Origin of the sequence: Roseovarius sp. MMSF_3359 (assembly GCF_030733385.1) — a bacterium.
Classification (GTDB): Bacteria; Pseudomonadota; Alphaproteobacteria; order Rhodobacterales; family Rhodobacteraceae; genus Roseovarius.
This window is the reverse complement of record NZ_JASHJC010000001.1, coordinates 225,554-242,414: the sequence shown is the minus strand read 5'-3', so window position 1 is coordinate 242,414 and position 16,861 is coordinate 225,554. Positions and strand designations below refer to the sequence as shown.

The 16,861-nt window shown below is 60.3% G+C and carries 17 protein-coding genes; 5 read left to right on the top strand and 12 right to left on the bottom strand.

Annotated features, from left to right (window positions below; translation table 11 throughout):
• Nucleotides 1–95: 95 nt before the first annotated feature.
• From RBB29_RS01175 to ccoN, 5 genes are all read right to left on the bottom strand, one after another.
• Nucleotides 96–983 carry a LysR family transcriptional regulator gene (locus tag RBB29_RS01175; RefSeq protein ID WP_306113322.1) on the bottom strand — a complete coding sequence of 296 codons (888 nt, stop codon included), beginning with the start codon at nucleotides 981–983 and terminating at the stop codon, nucleotides 96–98.
• Between the two features lie 648 nt (nucleotides 984–1,631).
• Nucleotides 1,632–2,495, bottom strand: a complete 864-nt coding sequence (gene ccoP / locus RBB29_RS01170) for a cytochrome-c oxidase, cbb3-type subunit III (protein ID WP_306113321.1) — start codon at nucleotides 2,493–2,495, stop codon at nucleotides 1,632–1,634.
• Nucleotides 2,496–2,500: 5 nt separating this feature from the next.
• The gene (locus RBB29_RS01165; RefSeq protein ID WP_306113320.1) at nucleotides 2,501–2,695 is read right to left on the bottom strand and encodes a cbb3-type cytochrome c oxidase subunit 3; all 195 of its coding nucleotides are present in this window, start codon (nucleotides 2,693–2,695) and stop codon (nucleotides 2,501–2,503) included.
• A gap of 12 nt (nucleotides 2,696–2,707) precedes the next feature.
• Entirely contained in the window at nucleotides 2,708–3,436 is a 729-nt protein-coding gene (gene ccoO, locus RBB29_RS01160; RefSeq protein WP_306113319.1) for a cytochrome-c oxidase, cbb3-type subunit II, read from the bottom strand.
• A 15-nt stretch (nucleotides 3,437–3,451) separates the two neighbouring features.
• Entirely contained in the window at nucleotides 3,452–5,056 is a 1,605-nt protein-coding gene (ccoN, locus tag RBB29_RS01155; RefSeq protein WP_306113318.1) for a cytochrome-c oxidase, cbb3-type subunit I, read from the bottom strand.
• Between the two features lie 252 nt (nucleotides 5,057–5,308).
• Here ccoN and RBB29_RS01150 point away from each other — a divergent pair, with 252 nt between their 5' ends.
• Nucleotides 5,309–6,067, top strand: coding sequence for an SDR family oxidoreductase (locus RBB29_RS01150; RefSeq protein ID WP_306113317.1), 759 nt, complete (start codon nucleotides 5,309–5,311; stop codon nucleotides 6,065–6,067).
• A gap of 35 nt (nucleotides 6,068–6,102) precedes the next feature.
• On the opposite strand, the gene RBB29_RS01145 is transcribed toward RBB29_RS01150, so the two are convergent.
• On the bottom strand, nucleotides 6,103–6,612 hold the full coding sequence (locus RBB29_RS01145; protein ID WP_306113316.1) for a GNAT family N-acetyltransferase: 510 nt from the start codon (nucleotides 6,610–6,612) through the stop codon (nucleotides 6,103–6,105).
• Nucleotides 6,613–6,787: 175 nt separating this feature from the next.
• Here RBB29_RS01145 and RBB29_RS01140 point away from each other — a divergent pair, with 175 nt between their 5' ends.
• The 3 genes from RBB29_RS01140 (at nucleotide 6,788) to RBB29_RS01130 (ending at nucleotide 9,199) form a co-directional block, all read left to right on the top strand.
• The gene (locus RBB29_RS01140) at nucleotides 6,788–7,627 is read left to right on the top strand and encodes a universal stress protein (RefSeq protein ID WP_306113315.1); all 840 of its coding nucleotides are present in this window, start codon (nucleotides 6,788–6,790) and stop codon (nucleotides 7,625–7,627) included.
• Nucleotides 7,628–7,727: 100 nt separating this feature from the next.
• Nucleotides 7,728–8,474 carry a DUF1194 domain-containing protein gene (locus tag RBB29_RS01135; RefSeq protein ID WP_306113314.1) on the top strand — a complete coding sequence of 249 codons (747 nt, stop codon included), beginning with the start codon at nucleotides 7,728–7,730 and terminating at the stop codon, nucleotides 8,472–8,474.
• 185 nt (nucleotides 8,475–8,659) lie between these two features.
• A complete protein-coding gene (locus RBB29_RS01130) occupies nucleotides 8,660–9,199 on the top strand; it encodes a hypothetical protein (RefSeq protein ID WP_306113313.1) in 540 nt (179 codons plus the stop codon).
• A gap of 27 nt (nucleotides 9,200–9,226) precedes the next feature.
• Here RBB29_RS01130 and fnrL read toward each other — a convergent pair whose 3' ends face one another.
• A complete protein-coding gene (fnrL, locus tag RBB29_RS01125; RefSeq protein ID WP_306113312.1) occupies nucleotides 9,227–9,973 on the bottom strand; it encodes a transcriptional regulator FnrL in 747 nt (248 codons plus the stop codon).
• A gap of 70 nt (nucleotides 9,974–10,043) precedes the next feature.
• On the opposite strand from fnrL, the gene hemN reads away from it, so the two are divergent.
• Entirely contained in the window at nucleotides 10,044–11,399 is a 1,356-nt protein-coding gene (gene hemN / locus RBB29_RS01120; protein WP_306113311.1) for an oxygen-independent coproporphyrinogen III oxidase, read from the top strand.
• A 53-nt stretch (nucleotides 11,400–11,452) separates the two neighbouring features.
• On the opposite strand, the gene RBB29_RS01115 is transcribed toward hemN, so the two are convergent.
• From RBB29_RS01115 to RBB29_RS01095, 5 genes are all read right to left on the bottom strand, one after another.
• Entirely contained in the window at nucleotides 11,453–12,073 is a 621-nt protein-coding gene (locus tag RBB29_RS01115) for an SGNH/GDSL hydrolase family protein (protein ID WP_306113310.1), read from the bottom strand.
• Between the two features lie 109 nt (nucleotides 12,074–12,182).
• Nucleotides 12,183–13,076, bottom strand: coding sequence for a sulfotransferase domain-containing protein (locus RBB29_RS01110; protein WP_306113309.1), 894 nt, complete (start codon nucleotides 13,074–13,076; stop codon nucleotides 12,183–12,185).
• A gap of 4 nt (nucleotides 13,077–13,080) precedes the next feature.
• Entirely contained in the window at nucleotides 13,081–14,670 is a 1,590-nt protein-coding gene (locus RBB29_RS01105) for an ABC transporter ATP-binding protein (protein ID WP_306113308.1), read from the bottom strand.
• Nucleotides 14,667–15,773, bottom strand: coding sequence for an ABC transporter permease (locus tag RBB29_RS01100; protein WP_306113307.1), 1,107 nt, complete (start codon nucleotides 15,771–15,773; stop codon nucleotides 14,667–14,669). Before RBB29_RS01100 ends, RBB29_RS01105 begins: the two co-directional genes overlap by 4 nt.
• On the bottom strand, nucleotides 15,774–16,859 hold the full coding sequence (locus RBB29_RS01095; RefSeq protein WP_306113306.1) for a microcin C ABC transporter permease YejB: 1,086 nt from the start codon (nucleotides 16,857–16,859) through the stop codon (nucleotides 15,774–15,776). It lies immediately after the preceding gene.
• Nucleotides 16,860–16,861 lie beyond the last annotated feature (2 nt).

The following is a 16,861-nucleotide window of genomic DNA, read 5'->3' as shown; positions in this document are numbered from 1 at the left end:
AATCACTCCGGTATTCAGGGTCCTGATGATGTGGTTTTCTCAGGTCAGGCCGCCGGAAACTTTGACATGAGTCAAATTCTGAGTCTGAAAGTGATCTATTTGGCTTTTTCGCAGGTTTTCACCTGTCGGCGCAGCCACCGAACGAATTTTTGCAGCGCCGGACGCTGCACCCCGGGACGGGTGACGATGTGATAGCCCTTCATAGCGTCACTTTCGAAGAGAAGGCGCAACCGCCCGGCTTGTATGTCTTTTTCGGCAAAGGCGTGAACCGTGACGGCAATCCCCTGCCCGTCCCGCGCGCCGTCGAGCAACAGGTTGCCGGGCAACTGGATCGATCCCTGGCTGAGCTTTTCCAGGGTGCCGATGCCGCGCAGCCAGCTATTGGCCTCGGAAAGTCCCGCATCCAGAAGCCAGGGGAAATCCGCCAGTTCATCGAAGGAGGAGAACTCCTGATCCCCGACCAGCGAAGGGGCGGCTACGACGACCATCCGGGAGATAAAGAGCGGCTCACTTGCAAGGTTGGGCCAGTTCCCCATGCCGTATCGCAAGGCGACGTCAATGTTGCCGCCGTCCATCGCCTCGACCTTGGGTGTGGTGCTCAGGATCAGGTTGATGTCGGGATACGCGGCGTGAAAACAGCTCAGTTGCGGCATCAGCCAGGCCGCGGCGAGCATAGGCGTGGTCGAGATATGCAATGGCCGGTTCGCATCCGCACCTGTCAGTTTGTCGATGGTGGCGGAAATATCCCCAAACCCCTTGAGCAGCGCATCCGCCAGTTGCTGACCATCTGGCGTCAGCGACAGGCGCCGACCACCGCGGTCAACGAGGGTAAGGCCCAGATGCGCCTCAAGTGTCTTGATTTGCTGGCTGATCGCGGCATGGCTCACGTTCAACTTCTCCCCTGCCGCAACCGCGGTGCCGGTCTCGGAAAGCGCCGCGAATGCCCGGAGCGCCGACAGCGGGGGGAAGCCGATCCAATCCAATATGTAATCCTAACTTACATTATCGCATTTTTCCTGAGTCGCAGAAAACCCGTTGGAATGCAATATTGATTACAGAAATCAACGCCCCGGAAAGGAAACGCCATGCTGGGAATATTTGCAAAAACTTTCAACACCGCAACCCGCACCGACACCCGCAACCATTGGGGAAATCGCAGCCGTTTCGACGAACGTCGCGACGCATCCTACTTCCCCCACACCGTTGGAGAACGTCGTGATTAACCCGGTGATCTATGAGCTCGAGCTCGGCCTGCGGCCACCGGCGCGTTCGCGGCACTGGCCGTGGCGGGGCGGCAGGTGGTCACGCCGCGCGGGCCGGGTTGACCCACCGCGTGGGGTCTTTTCACAGGACTGATCAGTGGCAAGGACGCGGCCCGCCATCTGACCGCAAAACTCTCTGCTGATGTCCCGCCTCCTGGTCCGCGACCATGTCCCTGTGCGCTAAAGGGGGGCCCATCAGACAGAGTTTGGGCCGCAGAGATCTCCCCTGCGGCCCAATTCAGGGCGGCACCGGCCTTCCAGGAAACGCGCGAACAGGACGGAAGGTCCGGTGCCTAACCCGCAGGTTTGATCCTGCGGGTGTTCTTGTTCTTGACGCAGAGCGCGGTTCAATCCCGGCTCTGCGTGTTGTTACTCGCCGCCGCCCAACTGGTGCACATAGGCCGAGACGGCGCGGATTTCAGCCTCGGTCAGGCGCTCAGTCCAGGGCGGCATCACGCCAAAGCGGCTATAGGTGACAGTTTCGAGAACCGTGTCGTAGTCACCGCCATAGAGCCATATTGCATCCGCTAGGTTAGGCGCGCCTTGATCTCGATCACCCAGCCCCTCGTCACCGTGGCACGAGGCGCAGTTATCCACATAGACGACCTGCCCGGCCTCGACCTGGCTCGCGTCCTGCGGTGTGCCCGAAAGGGACATCACGTAGTTGGTGACCGCCGTGATCTCTTCCTTTTCGAGCATCTCGCCAAAGGCCGGCATCTCGGAATACCGCGCATCGTCGTCTTCCTCGTTACGGATACCGTGAGCGACGGTTGCGTGGATCGCCTCGATATCCCCACCCCAGAGCCAGTCATTGTCCAGGAGGTTGGGATAACCCTTGGCACCGGCAGCGCCCGAGCCGTGGCATTGCGCGCACCAGGTCTTGAAGACCGCCGCGCCCGCCGAGGTGGCATAGCCCGCGAGTTCCGGATCGGTGCTGATCTCGGTCAACTCGACCGCGGCCAGACGCGCGTTGATATCAGCATTGGCCGCTTCGGCCTGCGAAATATCGGCGGCGACGTTGGCCCGGGTGGACCAGCCCATGACACCGGCGGTGGCCGACGAAATTCCCGGCCAGGCGGGATAGGCGATGGTGTATCCGATGCCCCAGACAATGGTGGCGTAGAAGGTCCAGAGCCACCAGCGCGGCAGCGGGTTGTTGAATTCCTCGATCCCGTCCCACTCGTGGCCGGTGGTATCCGGATCGCCTTGTTGTTTTTCAGGTTTCTTGACCATGTCTCTTACGCCTCCTTGGCGTCCGCGTCCCCATCAGGGGCGGGTTTGTCTTCGTGCCGGAAGGGGATGTTCGCGGGGTTCTCGTAAACCTTCGTAGCGCCGGGCCGGAAGACCCAGAAGACCACGCCGGTGAAGAACACGAACAGGATCAGAAGCGCCCAGCTATCCGCCATTTCACGCAGGAATGAATAGGTTTCCATGTCTCTTCTCCCTTACCGGCTTGCCACGGGGGTGAAGGTCGAGAAATCAACCAACGTCCCAAGCATTTGCAGATAGGCAATCAGGGCATCCGCTTCGGAGATACCGGCAGCACCGTCGAAGTTGCGCACCTGCACCGTTTCGCCATAGCGTTCGATGAGCCCGTCATAATCGCTGTCCGGGTCGGCCTGGGCCTTGAAGTCGGCCAGCGCGTTTTCGACCATCTCGTCGGTGTAAGGCACGCCCACGAAGCGGTCGGTTTTCAACCGGTCCTCGATATACTTGCCCTCGATCATGCGGTCTTCGAGGAAGCCGTATTTGGGCATAACCGATTCCGGCACCACCGATTGCGGATCGCGCAGATGGTCCACATGCCATTCGTCCGAATAGCGCAGGCCAACGCGGGCAAGGTCCGGCCCCGTCCGCTTGGAGCCCCATTGGAACGGGTGGTCATATTGCGATTCCGCCGCCAGCGAGTAGTGGCCATAGCGTTCGACCTCATCGCGCATGGGACGGATCATCTGACTGTGGCAGACATAGCACCCCTCGCGGATATAGATGTCCTTCCCGGCCAGTTCGAGCGGGGTGTAGGGGCGCATGCCCTCCACATCCTCGATCGTGTTTTCCAGCCAGAAGAGAGGTGCGATCTGCACCAGCCCGCCGATGGTGACCACAAGGAAGGCAAAGATCGCCAGAAGGGTGACGTTCTTTTCCAGAACATGGTGTTTGTCGAGAATTCCCATTGTTCGGATCCTCCCTTATTCAGCCGGCACGGCGGAGTTGCTGGCCTCCACGGCCGGGCTCCGCTTGACGGTCAGGTAGAGGTTGACGCACATGATGATGGCACCGGCGATATAGAGCACCCCGCCCAGGCCACGCACCACGTACATGGGGAACTTGGCGGCCACGGTATCGGCGAAAGAGTTCACTAGGAAACCGTTGGCGTCCACTTCGCGCCACATCAGGCCCTCCATGATGCCGGTCACCCACATGGCGGCGGCGTAGAGGATGATGCCGATGGTGGCGAGCCAGAAGTGCCAGCTTACCATCGAGAGGCTATAGAGCCGTTCGCGGTTCCACAGTTTCGGCACCAGGAAGTAGAGCGCACCGAAGGTGATCATGCCGTTCCAGCCAAGGGCGCCAGAGTGGACGTGACCGATGGTCCAGTCGGTGTAGTGCGACAGCGAGTTGACCGCGCGGATCGACATCATCGGACCCTCGAAAGTGGACATGCCGTAGAAGCCGATGGAGATGACCATCATGCGGATGATCGGGTCGGTGCGGAGCTTGTCCCAGGCGCCCGAAAGCGTCATCAGGCCGTTGATCATGCCGCCCCAGGAGGGCATCCAGAGGATGATCGAGAACACCATACCCAGCGTCGACGCCCAGTCAGGCAGCGCCGTATAGTGCAAGTGGTGCGGACCCGCCCAGATATAGAGGAAGATCAGCGCCCAGAAGTGGATGATCGACAGTTTGTAGCTGAACACCGGGCGTTCGGCCTGTTTCGGCACGAAGTAGTACATCATTCCGAGGAAGCCCGCCGTCAGGAAGAAGCCCACGGCGTTGTGGCCATACCACCATTGCACCATCGCGTCCTGCACGCCCGAGAAGACCTGCACGGATTTGGAGCCGAAGACCGAGACCGGGATGGAGAGGTTGTTGAACACGTGCAGCATCGCCACCGTGATGATGAAGGACAGGTAGAACCAGTTGGCCACATAGATATGCGGCTCCTTGCGTTTGACGATCGTGCCGAGGAACACGGCCAGATAGGCGAGCCAGACGATGGTCAGCCACCAATCGACATACCATTCCGGTTCGGCATATTCCTTGGACTGCGTGGCGCCCAGCAGATAGCCGGTTGCCGCCAGAACGATGACAAGCTGATAGCCCCAGAAGACGAACCAGGCGAGGTTACCGCCCCAGAGACGGGCCGCCGATGTGCGCTGCACCACGTAAAACGAGGTGCAGATCAGGGCGTTACCGCCAAAGGCAAAGATCACCGCGCTGGTATGTAACGGGCGCAGGCGTCCGAAGTTCAAAAGGCCCTGCGACCATTCGAAATTTAGCCCTGGAAAGGCCAGTTGGAAGGCGATGAACGTGCCAGCGAGAAAGCCCACAACGCCCCAAAGCGCCGTGGCAATCACGCCCGCGCGGATCACACCATCCATATATTCGCCAGACAGGTCGACCTGTTTGACCGGTTCGTCGGTGTTACGCAGCACCCACAGGAACAACCCCGCAGATACCAGCGCAATGGTCAACGCATTGACCAGATAGGCCAGATCGCGCGCATAATTGGCCCCGATCAACGCAAAAAGCGTGATCAGCCCAAGCGCGATCAGCTTGAAATAATTCATCATTTTCCTAGTCCCTTCGTCTCTGTCCTTACGAATCGAGGGATTCGCGTGTTCGCGTGAAGACAGGGACTAAATGCGTGATGGCGCGGGATGCTTCCTTGATCTGCATCAAGAGATTCCGTTTCTTGCGGTTTCTGGAGCTCCGGCGTGCCGTGCCCGCGTGAAGCGCAAGAAACGGGTCGAATGGCATCATCTGCCGGGCCAAACCTTCGCCTGCACCCTGCCATGTGGCGGGAACGAACACAGGAGAAGCACATGAGATTCGAAGGAAAATCCGCATTGATCACCGGCGCCAGCGCGGGCATCGGGCGCGCAGCCGCGCTGCAACTGGCCGCGGAGGGCGCAGCGGTGATCCTGGGGGCGCGGCGCGGTGAATACCTGTCCGATCTGGCCGAGGAGATAATCGCCAAGGGCGGAAAGGCCGTTTGGCTCGCCGGGGATGTCGGGGAAGAGGACTATGCGGTGGCCCTCGTCGACCTGGCGTGCAAATCCTTTGGCGGGTTGGACCTTGCCTTCAACAACGCCGGCATACTGGGCGATCTCCTCCCCGCCACGGAGATGCCCAAGGCCGAATGGGATCTCGTGATCCGGACCAATCTGACTTCGGCAATGCTAGGGGCCAAACATCAAATCCCTGCGATGCTGGGCCGCCCGGGGGCCGCAATCCTGATGACGTCGAGCTTTGTGGGCCACAGCCTTGGCGTCCCTGGTATGGCTGCATATGCGGCTTCGAAAGCAGGGATGATCGGGCTGACGCAGGTTCTCGCGGCGGAGTACGGACCACAGGGCCTACGCATCAACGCGATCCTGCCCGGCGGGACAGATACGGCGATGGCACGCAGCTTCGCCGATACAGAAGAAGCCCGCACGGGCGTCGAAGAGCTACACGCGCTCAAACGTATGGCAACGCCCGAGGAGATCGCGCGCACGGCTGTTTTCCTGTTGTCCAGCGACGCGCAATTCGTGACCGGTGCGGCGATACTCGCAGATGGCGGTATCTCCGTGACCCGCTGAGAGGGCTATGGAGCGACGCCTCGGGGCTATATCTCTCAAGCCTCGGTTACGCATTTTTTCGAAATACGATCAACCGGTGTGCCGTCCCTTAGGGGGCGGCCTTTTTCGACCGCATAGATCTCGAACCCCATCTTCTCGTAGTAGCTGAGACCGCCGGTGTTGTCGGCGCGGATCGTGGCGTTGATGGCGATGATGCCCGTGGCCCGTGCAAAACCGCGTGTGGCGGCAAAAAGTGCGGCGCCGACGCCGGGCAGTTTGGGCCGCACGCGAGCGAAAGTGGCGATATCGGCCCACCCCTGCGGCAGGCCATCGTGGCGCAGAAGGGCCTGAAACCCCGCGACATCCCCCGCCTCGTCAAGCGCCACGAAACAACTGATATGGTCCTCTCCGCTCAGATAGGCCCGGGCCAGCGTGTCGTGGTCAAAGGGTGTTTCAAGGGCGGTTGTGCCGCCTATCTCGATGATCTCGTTCAGGAGGTCGCACATCTGCGGCACATGTACCGATGATGCGGGGCGGGTCGCAATTGCGGATCTCTCTGGGCGCATCGTCGACATCCTCTCATGGCCGTGACGTACCCATTCGTCACAGAGCGCGCCACGGTGCGCAAGACCCGTGAAGAGCCCCGAGCATTCTTTATGAACGATTTGACCAGCATCAAGGCGGGCCAGCGGCGAACGGTTCTAGTGTCGGGTCAAATCAACTGATCCAAGGGGTTGCGATATGAGCTACAAAAGCCTGTTTACCGTTCTGACCGATGAGGATTTGGTCGAAGACACGTTGGCCCACGCCGTGGCTCTGGCCGCCGCGCACGACACCCATCTGGACGTGATGTGCCTGGGCGTCGACCGGACGCAGACCGGGTTCTATTATGCCGGGGCCAGCGCGATTGTCCTGCAGGAGACCATCACCCGCGCCAATGAAGAGGCCGAGGCCGTAAAGGCCAAGGCAGAGGCCATCCTGAAACAGTCAGGCCTGCGGTGGGGCGCCGAAGCAGGTGTGGCGCAGCTTGCCGACCTGGGGCGGCACGTGTCGGCGCGGGCGCGGTTTTCCGACCTGGTGATCCTGCCCAAACCCTATGGCGAGGGGCGCGGCGCCGAGTTGGAGCCCGTGACCGAGGCGTCGCTGTTCGAAGGCCATACGCCCACGTTGATCCTGCCCGAAGCCGCGATGCCGGTTCCGAAGCCCAAACGCATTCTGGTCGGCTGGAACGAAAGCATTGAAGCCTTGAGCGCGACGCGGGCGGCCCTGCCCCTGCTGCGGCAGGCCGATTCGGTACATGTCGTCGTGATTGATCCACCGGCACACGGGCCAAGCCGTTCGGATCCCGGGGGTCTTTTGTCACAATACCTGGCGCGCCACGATGTACCGGTGGAGATCGACGTTCTGTCGAAGACACTGCCCCGTATATCCGACGTCCTGACCCGGCATGCGACGGACATGAATGCCGACCTGATGGTGATGGGCGCCTATGGTCATTCGCGCTTCCGCGAGGCGATCTTTGGCGGTGCGACGCGCAACATCCTGGAGCAGACCACCCTGCCGGTCCTGATGGCCCATTGAGATCGGCAAAGAACACTTGACCTGCGCCTTCTGCTGCTTCCAACTTGCGGCAGAGGCGAAGGGAAACGCAAATGCCAACCGCATCTGACAAGGCCGCGCCATGACAGCGTTCTGGCAATGTTTCTGGCTCGGCATTGCGATGCTTGCAGGGGTTCTCCCGCTCCATGCCCAAGAGCGGTTGGAGTTGCATCTGGTGCTGGCCTTCGATGTTTCGGCCAGTGTGAATGATGTCGAGTTCGATCTGCAGCGCACGGGAACGGCCCTGGCGCTCAAGTCCGATATCGTGAGCGCCGCGATTGACCGGGCGCCCGGCGGTGTGGCGATTGCGATCGTGCAATGGTCCAGCGTCACGCGGCAGGCCCTTGGGCTTGACTGGGTCGAGCTGCATGATCGCGACGATGTTGCACAATATGCCGAGGCGGTGGCCGAGATGCCGCGGCGATTGCCGGGCGGCGGGACCATGATCCACAGCGGCCTCGAGTTTTCCGCGCGCCTCCTCGAAGCCGCGCCCCGCGGCGCCCGCCGTCAAGTCATTGATATCGCAGGGAATGGGCAGTCGGACGACCCCAAACGCCTGCTTGAAACACGCGACAAGCTGTTGTCCCGGGGGATCGTCATCAACGGTCTGGCCATCGAAGAAGATGATGACACGCTCACCAACTATTTTGACCAATACGTGATCGGCGGCCCAAACGCCTTCGTCATCACCGCCACGGGGTTCGAGGATTTCGCCAGCGCAATGGAGGTCAAATTGCTGCGCGAGGTCAGTGGGGCGGTGTATTCGCTGCCCGCGACAGGTGGCAACAGCACAACCCTTGCATGGCAAAAGCGGCCATCGCCGGACTAAACCCGAGGTGTTTGTTGCGACGGCGATCAGACCAATTTGACTGTTCTCCCCTGTACCCACCCCAGACGAGAAGCCCGATGGTGGCTAAATTGATGGAACGCGCCGGAAACCTTCCTCCCCGCAGTCATCTTTTCGCCCATTTTCCTGTTGAACCTGTCGGTAGAATTTCGACACGGAGAATAGAGATGAAACGTCATGTCGCCATTGCCATGATTTGCGCGCTTTCAGCGTGCAGCGGCACCCCTCAGCAACAAGGCTCCTCAGGTGTCTTCAGCGGTGGAGCGGGGTACAATATTGGCACGAAGACGTCAGCAGCGCCGACACGAGCGCCAAGTGCCCCGGCATTGGTCGCACGTGCGGCCCCGCCGACCACGCTTCCGTATTACTCGGAAAAGTCACGCCAGTATTCAAGGCGCGGTAAGGCACTGAGCCAAAAATCCGCTGCCCTCGCCGCGTTCCGGTCGCGAGAGTCGTTCTGGCGTCAGGGTGATGCCGAGGCCGTGCAACTTGGGAAGTACAAGTTGCGGATGCGTCAGGTGCGTGTGGACACTCACGACTTTGTCGTGGTGCAACATGCGTCGCACACCTTCGGCGCGCGCAAGTTTGGCCTGAATAGCAAAGCCAGAAAGGCAGCGAATGCCAGGACATCATGCCGTGTCACCGGTGATGGGTATTTTGTGCGCGACAACTATGTGACGGGTATGGTTTTTCCGCTGAGCTGTTGATGGATACAGCAAAGCCCGCATTTCTGCTCAGGCCAGCATGCCCCCATCGCTATCGTCCCCGGCCTCAGCCAGGAGGCGGTCGAAATCGGGGACAGTGACGTGGCGTTTACCTTCAAGGTGGATGACGCCATCTTTCTTGAGCGAGGAAATCTGCCGGCTGACAGTTTCCAGGGTCAAACCCAGGTAATCGGCCATCGCCTCGCGGGTCAGGGGCAGATCGAACACCACGGAGCCCGTGACATCGGAGAGGTTCAGCGTCGCGTTGCGGCGGCCAATGATCGACAGCAGTGATGCGATCTTTTCCCTTGCAGTTTTCCGGCCCAGCACAAGCATCCATTCGCGGGCGGCATCCAGCTCATCCAGCGTCATCTCAAGCAGGCGCTGCGCGATATGCGGCGTTTTCGCCATCATTGCCTCGAACGGTTTCTTGCGGAAACAGCACATGACCAGATCGGTCGTGGCAACCACGTCATAGGCCGCGGTGCTGCGCCCTGGACGGCCAACAAAATCGCTTGGAAGCAGAAGGCCAACCATCTGCGTCCGGCCATCTTCCATCGTCTGGGTCAGGGTCGCGATTCCCTTGACCACGGAGCCCACGAATTCCATCTGGTCCCCGGACCAGACGACGGTCTGCCCCGCCTCGAAGCTGCGGTAATACTTGATCTTCTCAAGCTGCTCGAGTTCGTTCGCATCACATCGCGCACAAACGGCCCGGTGCCGGATGGGACAGTCGCCACATTCGCGCGGCACGGCCGTCAGGGTGTCATTCAACATGGTTGATCACTTTGCTCTCAGTTGATCTGCATCAATGTTCGCTCGCCCGAACCGTCTTACCGGTGTTCATATGGTTACGAAAGCAAAACTCGGCAAGCTGGGGCTGTTTGACGCAAAGGTACCGCGTTACACCAGCTATCCGACAGCACCCCACTTCAATCGAGCTGTCGGTCCGGACGAGTATACAAGCTGGATCCGCGCAATCCAACCCGGTGCACAGGTCTCGCTTTATGTGCATGTGCCGTTTTGCCGGCGGCTTTGCTGGTTCTGCGCCTGCCGGACACAGGGGACACAAAGCGACAAGCCGGTGCAAGCCTATCTTGACACGCTCAAGGCCGAGCTGCGGATGCTTGCCGCACACCTCCCCGAGAACGTGCGCTTGTCGCGACTGCATTGGGGGGGCGGAACGCCCACCCTTCTGGCGCCTGCAATGATAGAGGAGCTTGCGGGCGCCATCCGCGACGTGGCCCCGTTCACCGAAGACACCGAGTTTTCGGTCGAGATCGACCCCAATGAGATCGACGGCCAACGCCTTGATGCCCTGGCCGCCGCGGGCATGAACCGTGCCTCCATCGGGGTGCAGGATTTCGACGATGAGATCCAGCAGAGCATCGGGCGGTTGCAGAGCTATGATATCACCCGGCAGGCGGTGGACGAGATCCGCGCCCGGGGGGTGAACAGCCTGAACTGCGACATTCTCTACGGGCTGCCGCACCAGACCCGCGCCCGCATCACCGAAAGTGTGCAGAAACTCCTGTCGTTGAACCCGGATCGTGTGGCGCTTTACGGATACGCGCACGTGCCGTGGATGGCCAAGCGGCAACAGTTGATCCCTTCCGACGCCTTGCCCACACCCGAAGAACGGCTGGCGCTTTATGAGACGGCACGCAGGCTTTTCCTTTGGGATCAGTATAGTGAGATCGGGATCGACCATTTCGCCACCGCCTCGGACGGGTTGAGCCAGGCGCAGAAATCCGGACAGCTCCGGCGGAACTTTCAGGGGTATACGGATGACACGGCCGAGGTCCTGATCGGTGTCGGTGCTTCGTCGATTTCGCGGTTCCCGCAGGGCTATGCCCAGAACGCACCCGCCACAGGCGCGCATACCGGTGCGATCCGCGATGGGCGGTTCTCGACCTCCCGCGGACATGCGTTCACCCCCGACGACAAGATGCGCAGTCGGATGATCGAGGCGCTGATGTGTGATTTCAGGATTGATGCCGGTGAAATCCAGACCCGTTTTGGCATTTCGAAAGCGGCGTTGTCATCTCTTCTGGACCAGACATCGCAGGCGTTCAGCGGATTGCTCAAACATGATGAAACCGGCCTTAGCATACCACCCGAAGCACGCCCCCTGACCCGCATGATCGCCCGGAGCCTTGATGCCTATGATCTGAGCAAAGCAGGCCACAGCGCCGCGATCTGACGGGAATTTTGACTGGTCTCTGACAACGATTGCCAGAACGTCCGTTCTGCGGACTAAGCCGACCTTGGCCCTACGACCCTTTCGACAATAAGATTTACTATCTTTTGCCCGCCTTGGTTGGATGGTTCGATCGGCGATACCGTCGAAAAGTCGCTGGTTTCGGTGCACACGTCTTGCAAATGAAGCACGGGAACTCCGTAAGCTCCTGCTTCTGCGATGATGACTTCATTGAACTTGTTGATAGCAAGCGGAACAAACTGCCGCCAAACAGGGTCTTCGAATGGCACCGCAGTGTATATTGTGCACACGTATAACCTCAAGCCGGTTGCCTTTGCAGTATCAAGCATGCGCCTATAATCCGAGGCAAATTCATCCAGAGGCGCGGATAGAAGGGCGTCTAAGTCATTTGAATGCTTCACTTTCGAGAGAAGCGCAGAATGAAACCGTGCGTCGTTTCCACCAACACTCACAATCAGGTCGGTTGCATTAGAAGGTAAGTCGGCAATCTGATCTTTCACATGCTTTATGCAATCACCATCTACAGCGACTTTGGATGCCGAGCAGGTTGAAGGAAGCGCACAGCGCAATTGTTCGATCACGCCTGCCTCTCCCAGTACGTAACCATCGTTATCGAAGATCGAGTCTCCGGCCAAAACTAGATGTTTCAGATCCATTCGGGCGTTCTCCTGCGAGCAACTGACTGGGACAAACTGAGATGGTTTATCCAATGGAACAAGGGGCTGGGAAGGTCAAATGGGCTCGAACCCGTCATTGCCCGGCTCCCTAAAACTTCTCGTCAAGCGCCTTGAGCAGGTCCGCATAGGACTCCAGACCGAATTCGGCTCCCATCACTTCTTGCCAACGCGCATCAAATTTGGCGCGCAGCTCTTTGTTGACCAACGGCTTGCCCGCTCCGACCTGGCCGGTCGAGACCTTAGTGGCCACACCGTCCGGCGGCAGGCCACATGCCTTATCCCGAAATGCACGTTGCAGGTGGTCGTCGAACTGTCGCCCACGGGCTTTCATGAAATCGAAACTGGCCTGCCTGGTGGCCACAGCGCGCAGATCCGGATCCTCCGGCACGCCAATGAAATCCGCGACCCGCCCGACCGTGGCGGGCAGATCGGCTTTCATCCCTTCGAAGGACAGAAGTAGGATCTCCTCCCGGTGCCGCTCGCGCCACCACGAACTCAGATGCCCCCAGTACCCGTCGCTATCGGGTCGCTCGATGTAATAGTCGCCGAAGTCCTCGATGGAGACCGCACCGGCCTCGAACCGCCAGCCTTCGAGAAACCGGAAAAGCGAGACCATCGCATCGACGGGATCGCGCAGGACAACAATGTAGCGCCCACCCTTAGGAATCTCATCCCACCGCAGATGGCTCTTGAAGGCACGGGGGCGGGCCACCTGATCGTCATTGACGTCCCACCCCATGTCGTGGGCCAGTTCGAGCCAGGGGACAACCTCGGTGATCTCGTCAAACGCCATCGACCCACCGGTGCGCAACCCGTGCACGATCTGTTGCATCCATGTCGTGCCGCATTTCGCGTAGGGCGAGATAAAGACGTCGGTTGGATCCGGCACGTAGCCAAGACCGCGTGTGAAACTCTCGTCAGTCACGAAATTCTCGTCCCGCCGGATCATTTCCTCGATGCTTCTGGGCCGGGTCAGGGTCATCGGATCAGGCCGTTAGATCAAGCGCCGCATGCAGCAGCGTCCTGGCATATTCCGTGCGCGGGTTCTCGAAGAGGTCCTGCGCCTCGCCGGTCTCGATCACATCGCCCAGCTTCATGACCAGCACCCGATGGCTCATCGCGCGCACCACGTTGAGGTCGTGACTGATGAACAAATAGGCGAGGCCGTATTTCACCTGCAACCGGCGCAAAAGGTCCACGATCTGCACCTGCACGGTCATGTCGAGCGCGCTTGTCGGCTCGTCCAGCACCACCAGCTTGGGGCGCAGGATCATGGCACGCGCAATCGCGATGCGTTGCCGTTGCCCGCCCGAAAACTCATGCGGATAGCGGTCCATCATCTCGGGGTTCAGCTCGACCTCGGTCATGACCTCGGCCACGAGATCACGCACCGGGCGCCCATCGGGATTACCATGGACACCAAGCCCCTCGGCAATGATCTGTTCGCAGGTCAGGCGCGGGCTCAGGCTGCCGAAAGGGTCCTGGAACACGATCTGCATTTCCGCCCGGCGGCGGCGCAATTCGCGGGTCGACCAGGCGTTTACGTCCTGCCCGTCGAACCGGATGCCTCCCTGGCTTTCGATCAACCGCATGATCGCCAGCGCGAGCGTGGTCTTGCCCGAACCGCTTTCGCCCACGATGCCAAGGGTTTCACCCGCACGCACAGCGATATTGGCCTCATTGACCGCCTTCACATGGCCAACGGTCCTTTTGAAGAAGCCGCGCTGGATCGGGAACCAGACACGCAAAGCGTCGGTTTCCACAAGTGTCTTGGCGCCCGCCGGCACCGGATCGGGTTCGCCCACGGCACGGGCGCCCAGAAGTTTCTGCGTATAGGCATGTTGCGGATTGGCAAAGATCTCGGCGGTGGGACCGGTCTCGACGATCTCGCCGTCCTTCATAACGCAGACCCGGTCGGCAATGCGTTGCACGATACCGAGGTCATGGGTGATGAACAAAAGACCCATCCCCTCTTCGCGCTTCAACTCGGCCAGAAGGTCAAGGATCTGCGCCTGGATCGTGACGTCAAGCGCGGTGGTGGGCTCGTCCGCGATCAGGATATCGGGCTTGTTGGCAAGCGCCATGGCGATCATCACGCGTTGCCGCTGCCCGCCGGAGAGTTGGTGCGGATAGGCATCAAGGCGGCTTTCGGCGTCACGGATGCCGACCCGTTCCAGCAATTCGACGATCCGCGTGCGCGCCGCGTCGCCGGTCAGGCCCTGGTGCAGCTCGAGCGACTCGCGGATTTGTTTTTCAAGGGTATGGAGCGGATTGAGCGAGGTCATCGGCTCCTGGAAAATGAAGCTGATGTCGTTGCCGCGCACCTTGCGCAGCAGCTTGGGGTCCGCTCCGATCATCTGCTGGCCGTCATAGGTGACCGACCCGTCCACCTGCGCCGACCCGGCCAGAAGCGACACGGTGCTGAGCGCGGTGACGGATTTCCCCGATCCGCTTTCGCCCACCAGCGCCACGGTTTCACCCCGGTCAACGGTGAAGGAGACCCCCTTGACCGCCTGCGTTGTCTGCCCGTCCTGCCGGAAGGCAACGGTCAGGTTCTGAACGTCCAAGAGGCTCATTCAAAGGTCTTTCTGGGGTCGAACGCATCGCGGATGCCCTCAAAGATGAAGACCAGAAGCGAGAGCATGATCGCAAAGGCGAAAAAGGCGGTGAAGGCGAGCCAGGGCGCCTGCAGGTTCTGCTTGGCCTGCAACGTAAGCTCCCCGAGCGAGGGCGACGATGACGGCAGCCCGAAACCCAAGAAATCCAGCCCGGCTAGCAGGGAGATCGTACCCGTGATGACGAAAGGCAGCATCGTCAGAGTGGCGACCATCGCATTTGGGAGCATGTGCCGGAACATGATCTTGAGGTTCGAGACGCCCAATGCCTTGGCGGCGCGGACATATTCCAGATTGCGGGCGCGCAGGAATTCGGCCCGGACCACGCCCACCAATGCCATCCACCCGAACAGCACGGTGATCACGACCAGAAGCCAGAAACTTCGCGGCAGGATCGCGAAGAGGATGATGATCACGTAAATCTGCGGGGTCGAGGCCCAGATCTCGATAATCCGCTGAAAAATCAGGTCGGTCTTGCCGCCAAAATACCCCTGAATGGCGCCCGCAAAGACGCCGATCACCGTCGATAGCCCCGTGACGATCAGCGTGAAGAGGACCGAGAGGCGGAAGCCATAGATCACCCGTGCCAGCACGTCGCGCGAGGTATCGTCGGTGCCAAGCCAGTTCTGCGCGTTCGGGGGGTGCGGCGCGGCGCCCTGACGATCGACTGGCGTGTCATACCTGTAGGGGATGAGCGGCCAGAGCGTCCAACCCTGGACAATCTCCTCGCCATTGACGACGCCATCATCGGCATCGGCGATGATGCCTTCCGGGTCGTCGAAACAGTCCTCCAACCCGCCCGAGACGATCAGGCATTCGACCTCCGGATCGCGATAGATCGCTTCGGTCCTGAAATCGCCGCCAAAGGTGGTCTCAGGATAGAAATTGAAGATCGGCATGTAGAGATCGCCGCGGTATTTCACCAGGATCGGTTTTTCGTTGGCCACGAACTCGGCGCAGAGCGCGACAGAGAAAACAATCGCGAAAAGGATCAGCGACCAGAAAGCGCGCTTGTTGCGACGGAAATTGCGCCAGCGGCGCTGGTTCAGGGCCGAAAGCGCCATCTAGCCCGCCCGCTTTTCGAAGTCGATACGCGGATCGACCAGCACATACATCAGGTCCGACAGGATATTGACCACCAGCCCGATGAGGCCAAAGAGGAAAAGCGTGCCGAACATCACCGGGTAATCGCGCCCCACCGCCGCCTCAAAGCCCAGACGGCCCAGACCGTCGAGCGAGAAGATGGTTTCAATCAGGACCGAACCGCCGAAAAAGACGCCGATGAACACCGCCGGGAAACCCGCGATCACGATCAGCATCGCGTTGCGGAAGATATGACCGTAAAGCACCTTGCCTTCGCTGAGGCCCTTGGCGCGCGCGGTCACGACATAGTGTTTCTTGATCTCGTCGAGAAAACTGTTCTTGGTCAGCAGCGTCAGCGTCGCAAAGGCCGCGATGGTGGACGCCGTGACCGGCAGGGCGATGTGCCAGAAGTAGTCGAGCACCTTGCCCACGAGGCTCAGTTGGTCCCAGTTGTCCGATGTCAGCCCCCTCAGCGGGAAGATCTGCCAATAGCTGCCCCCCGCGAAGAGAACCAACAGCATGATCGCGAACAGGAAGGCCGGGATCGCGTAGGCCACGATGATGATCGCGCTCGTCCAGGTATCGAAACTGCTGCCGTCATGCACCGCCTTGCGAATGCCAAGCGGGATCGAGATCAGGTAGGCGATCAGCGTGGACCAGAGCCCCAGCGTGATACTGACCGGCATCTTGTCGAGCACCAGTTCGGTGACCGATTGCTTCTTGAAATAGCTCTCGCCGAAATCGAACCGCATGTAATTCCAGATCATGTTGAGGAACCGCTCCAGCGGTGGCTTGTCGAGGCCGAACTGCGCTTCGAGCTCCTTGATGAATTCGGGCGGCAGGCCACGGGCGCCGGCATAGCCGCTGGTCTCTTCGCTGCCCGACAGCGTGGCATCCTCGCCGCCCCCGGCAAAACCACCGAACACATCCCCCTCGCCCTGCATTTGGGCGATCATCTGTTCGACAGGACCGCCCGGCACGAATTGCACCAGGACAAAATTGATGATCATGATCCCCAGAAGCGTGGGGATGATAAGCAGCAACCGGCGGAGGATATAGGCGCCCATCC

Excerpts from the sequence above, each read along its gene's own strand:
- ccoP (WP_306113321.1), bottom strand. The coding sequence starts at position 2,495 with ATGGTCAAGAAACCTGAAAAACAACAAGGCGATCCGGATACCACCGGC.
- RBB29_RS01165 (WP_306113320.1), bottom strand. The coding sequence starts at position 2,695 with ATGGAAACCTATTCATTCCTGCGTGAAATGGCGGATAGCTGGGCGCTT.
- ccoO (WP_306113319.1), bottom strand. The coding sequence starts at position 3,436 with ATGGGAATTCTCGACAAACACCATGTTCTGGAAAAGAACGTCACCCTT.
- ccoN (WP_306113318.1), bottom strand. The coding sequence starts at position 5,056 with ATGATGAATTATTTCAAGCTGATCGCGCTTGGGCTGATCACGCTTTTT.
- RBB29_RS01150 (WP_306113317.1), top strand. The coding sequence starts at position 5,309 with ATGAGATTCGAAGGAAAATCCGCATTGATCACCGGCGCCAGCGCGGGC.
- RBB29_RS01145 (WP_306113316.1), bottom strand. The coding sequence starts at position 6,612 with ATGCGCCCAGAGAGATCCGCAATTGCGACCCGCCCCGCATCATCGGTA.
- RBB29_RS01140 (WP_306113315.1), top strand. The coding sequence starts at position 6,788 with ATGAGCTACAAAAGCCTGTTTACCGTTCTGACCGATGAGGATTTGGTC.
- RBB29_RS01135 (WP_306113314.1), top strand. The coding sequence starts at position 7,728 with ATGACAGCGTTCTGGCAATGTTTCTGGCTCGGCATTGCGATGCTTGCA.
- RBB29_RS01130 (WP_306113313.1), top strand. The coding sequence starts at position 8,660 with ATGAAACGTCATGTCGCCATTGCCATGATTTGCGCGCTTTCAGCGTGC.
- fnrL (WP_306113312.1), bottom strand. The coding sequence starts at position 9,973 with ATGTTGAATGACACCCTGACGGCCGTGCCGCGCGAATGTGGCGACTGT.
- hemN (WP_306113311.1), top strand. The coding sequence starts at position 10,044 with ATGGTTACGAAAGCAAAACTCGGCAAGCTGGGGCTGTTTGACGCAAAG.
- RBB29_RS01115 (WP_306113310.1), bottom strand. The coding sequence starts at position 12,073 with ATGGATCTGAAACATCTAGTTTTGGCCGGAGACTCGATCTTCGATAAC.
- RBB29_RS01110 (WP_306113309.1), bottom strand. The coding sequence starts at position 13,076 with ATGACCCTGACCCGGCCCAGAAGCATCGAGGAAATGATCCGGCGGGAC.
- RBB29_RS01105 (WP_306113308.1), bottom strand. The coding sequence starts at position 14,670 with ATGAGCCTCTTGGACGTTCAGAACCTGACCGTTGCCTTCCGGCAGGAC.
- RBB29_RS01100 (WP_306113307.1), bottom strand. The coding sequence starts at position 15,773 with ATGGCGCTTTCGGCCCTGAACCAGCGCCGCTGGCGCAATTTCCGTCGC.
- RBB29_RS01095 (WP_306113306.1), bottom strand. The coding sequence starts at position 16,859 with ATGGGCGCCTATATCCTCCGCCGGTTGCTGCTTATCATCCCCACGCTT.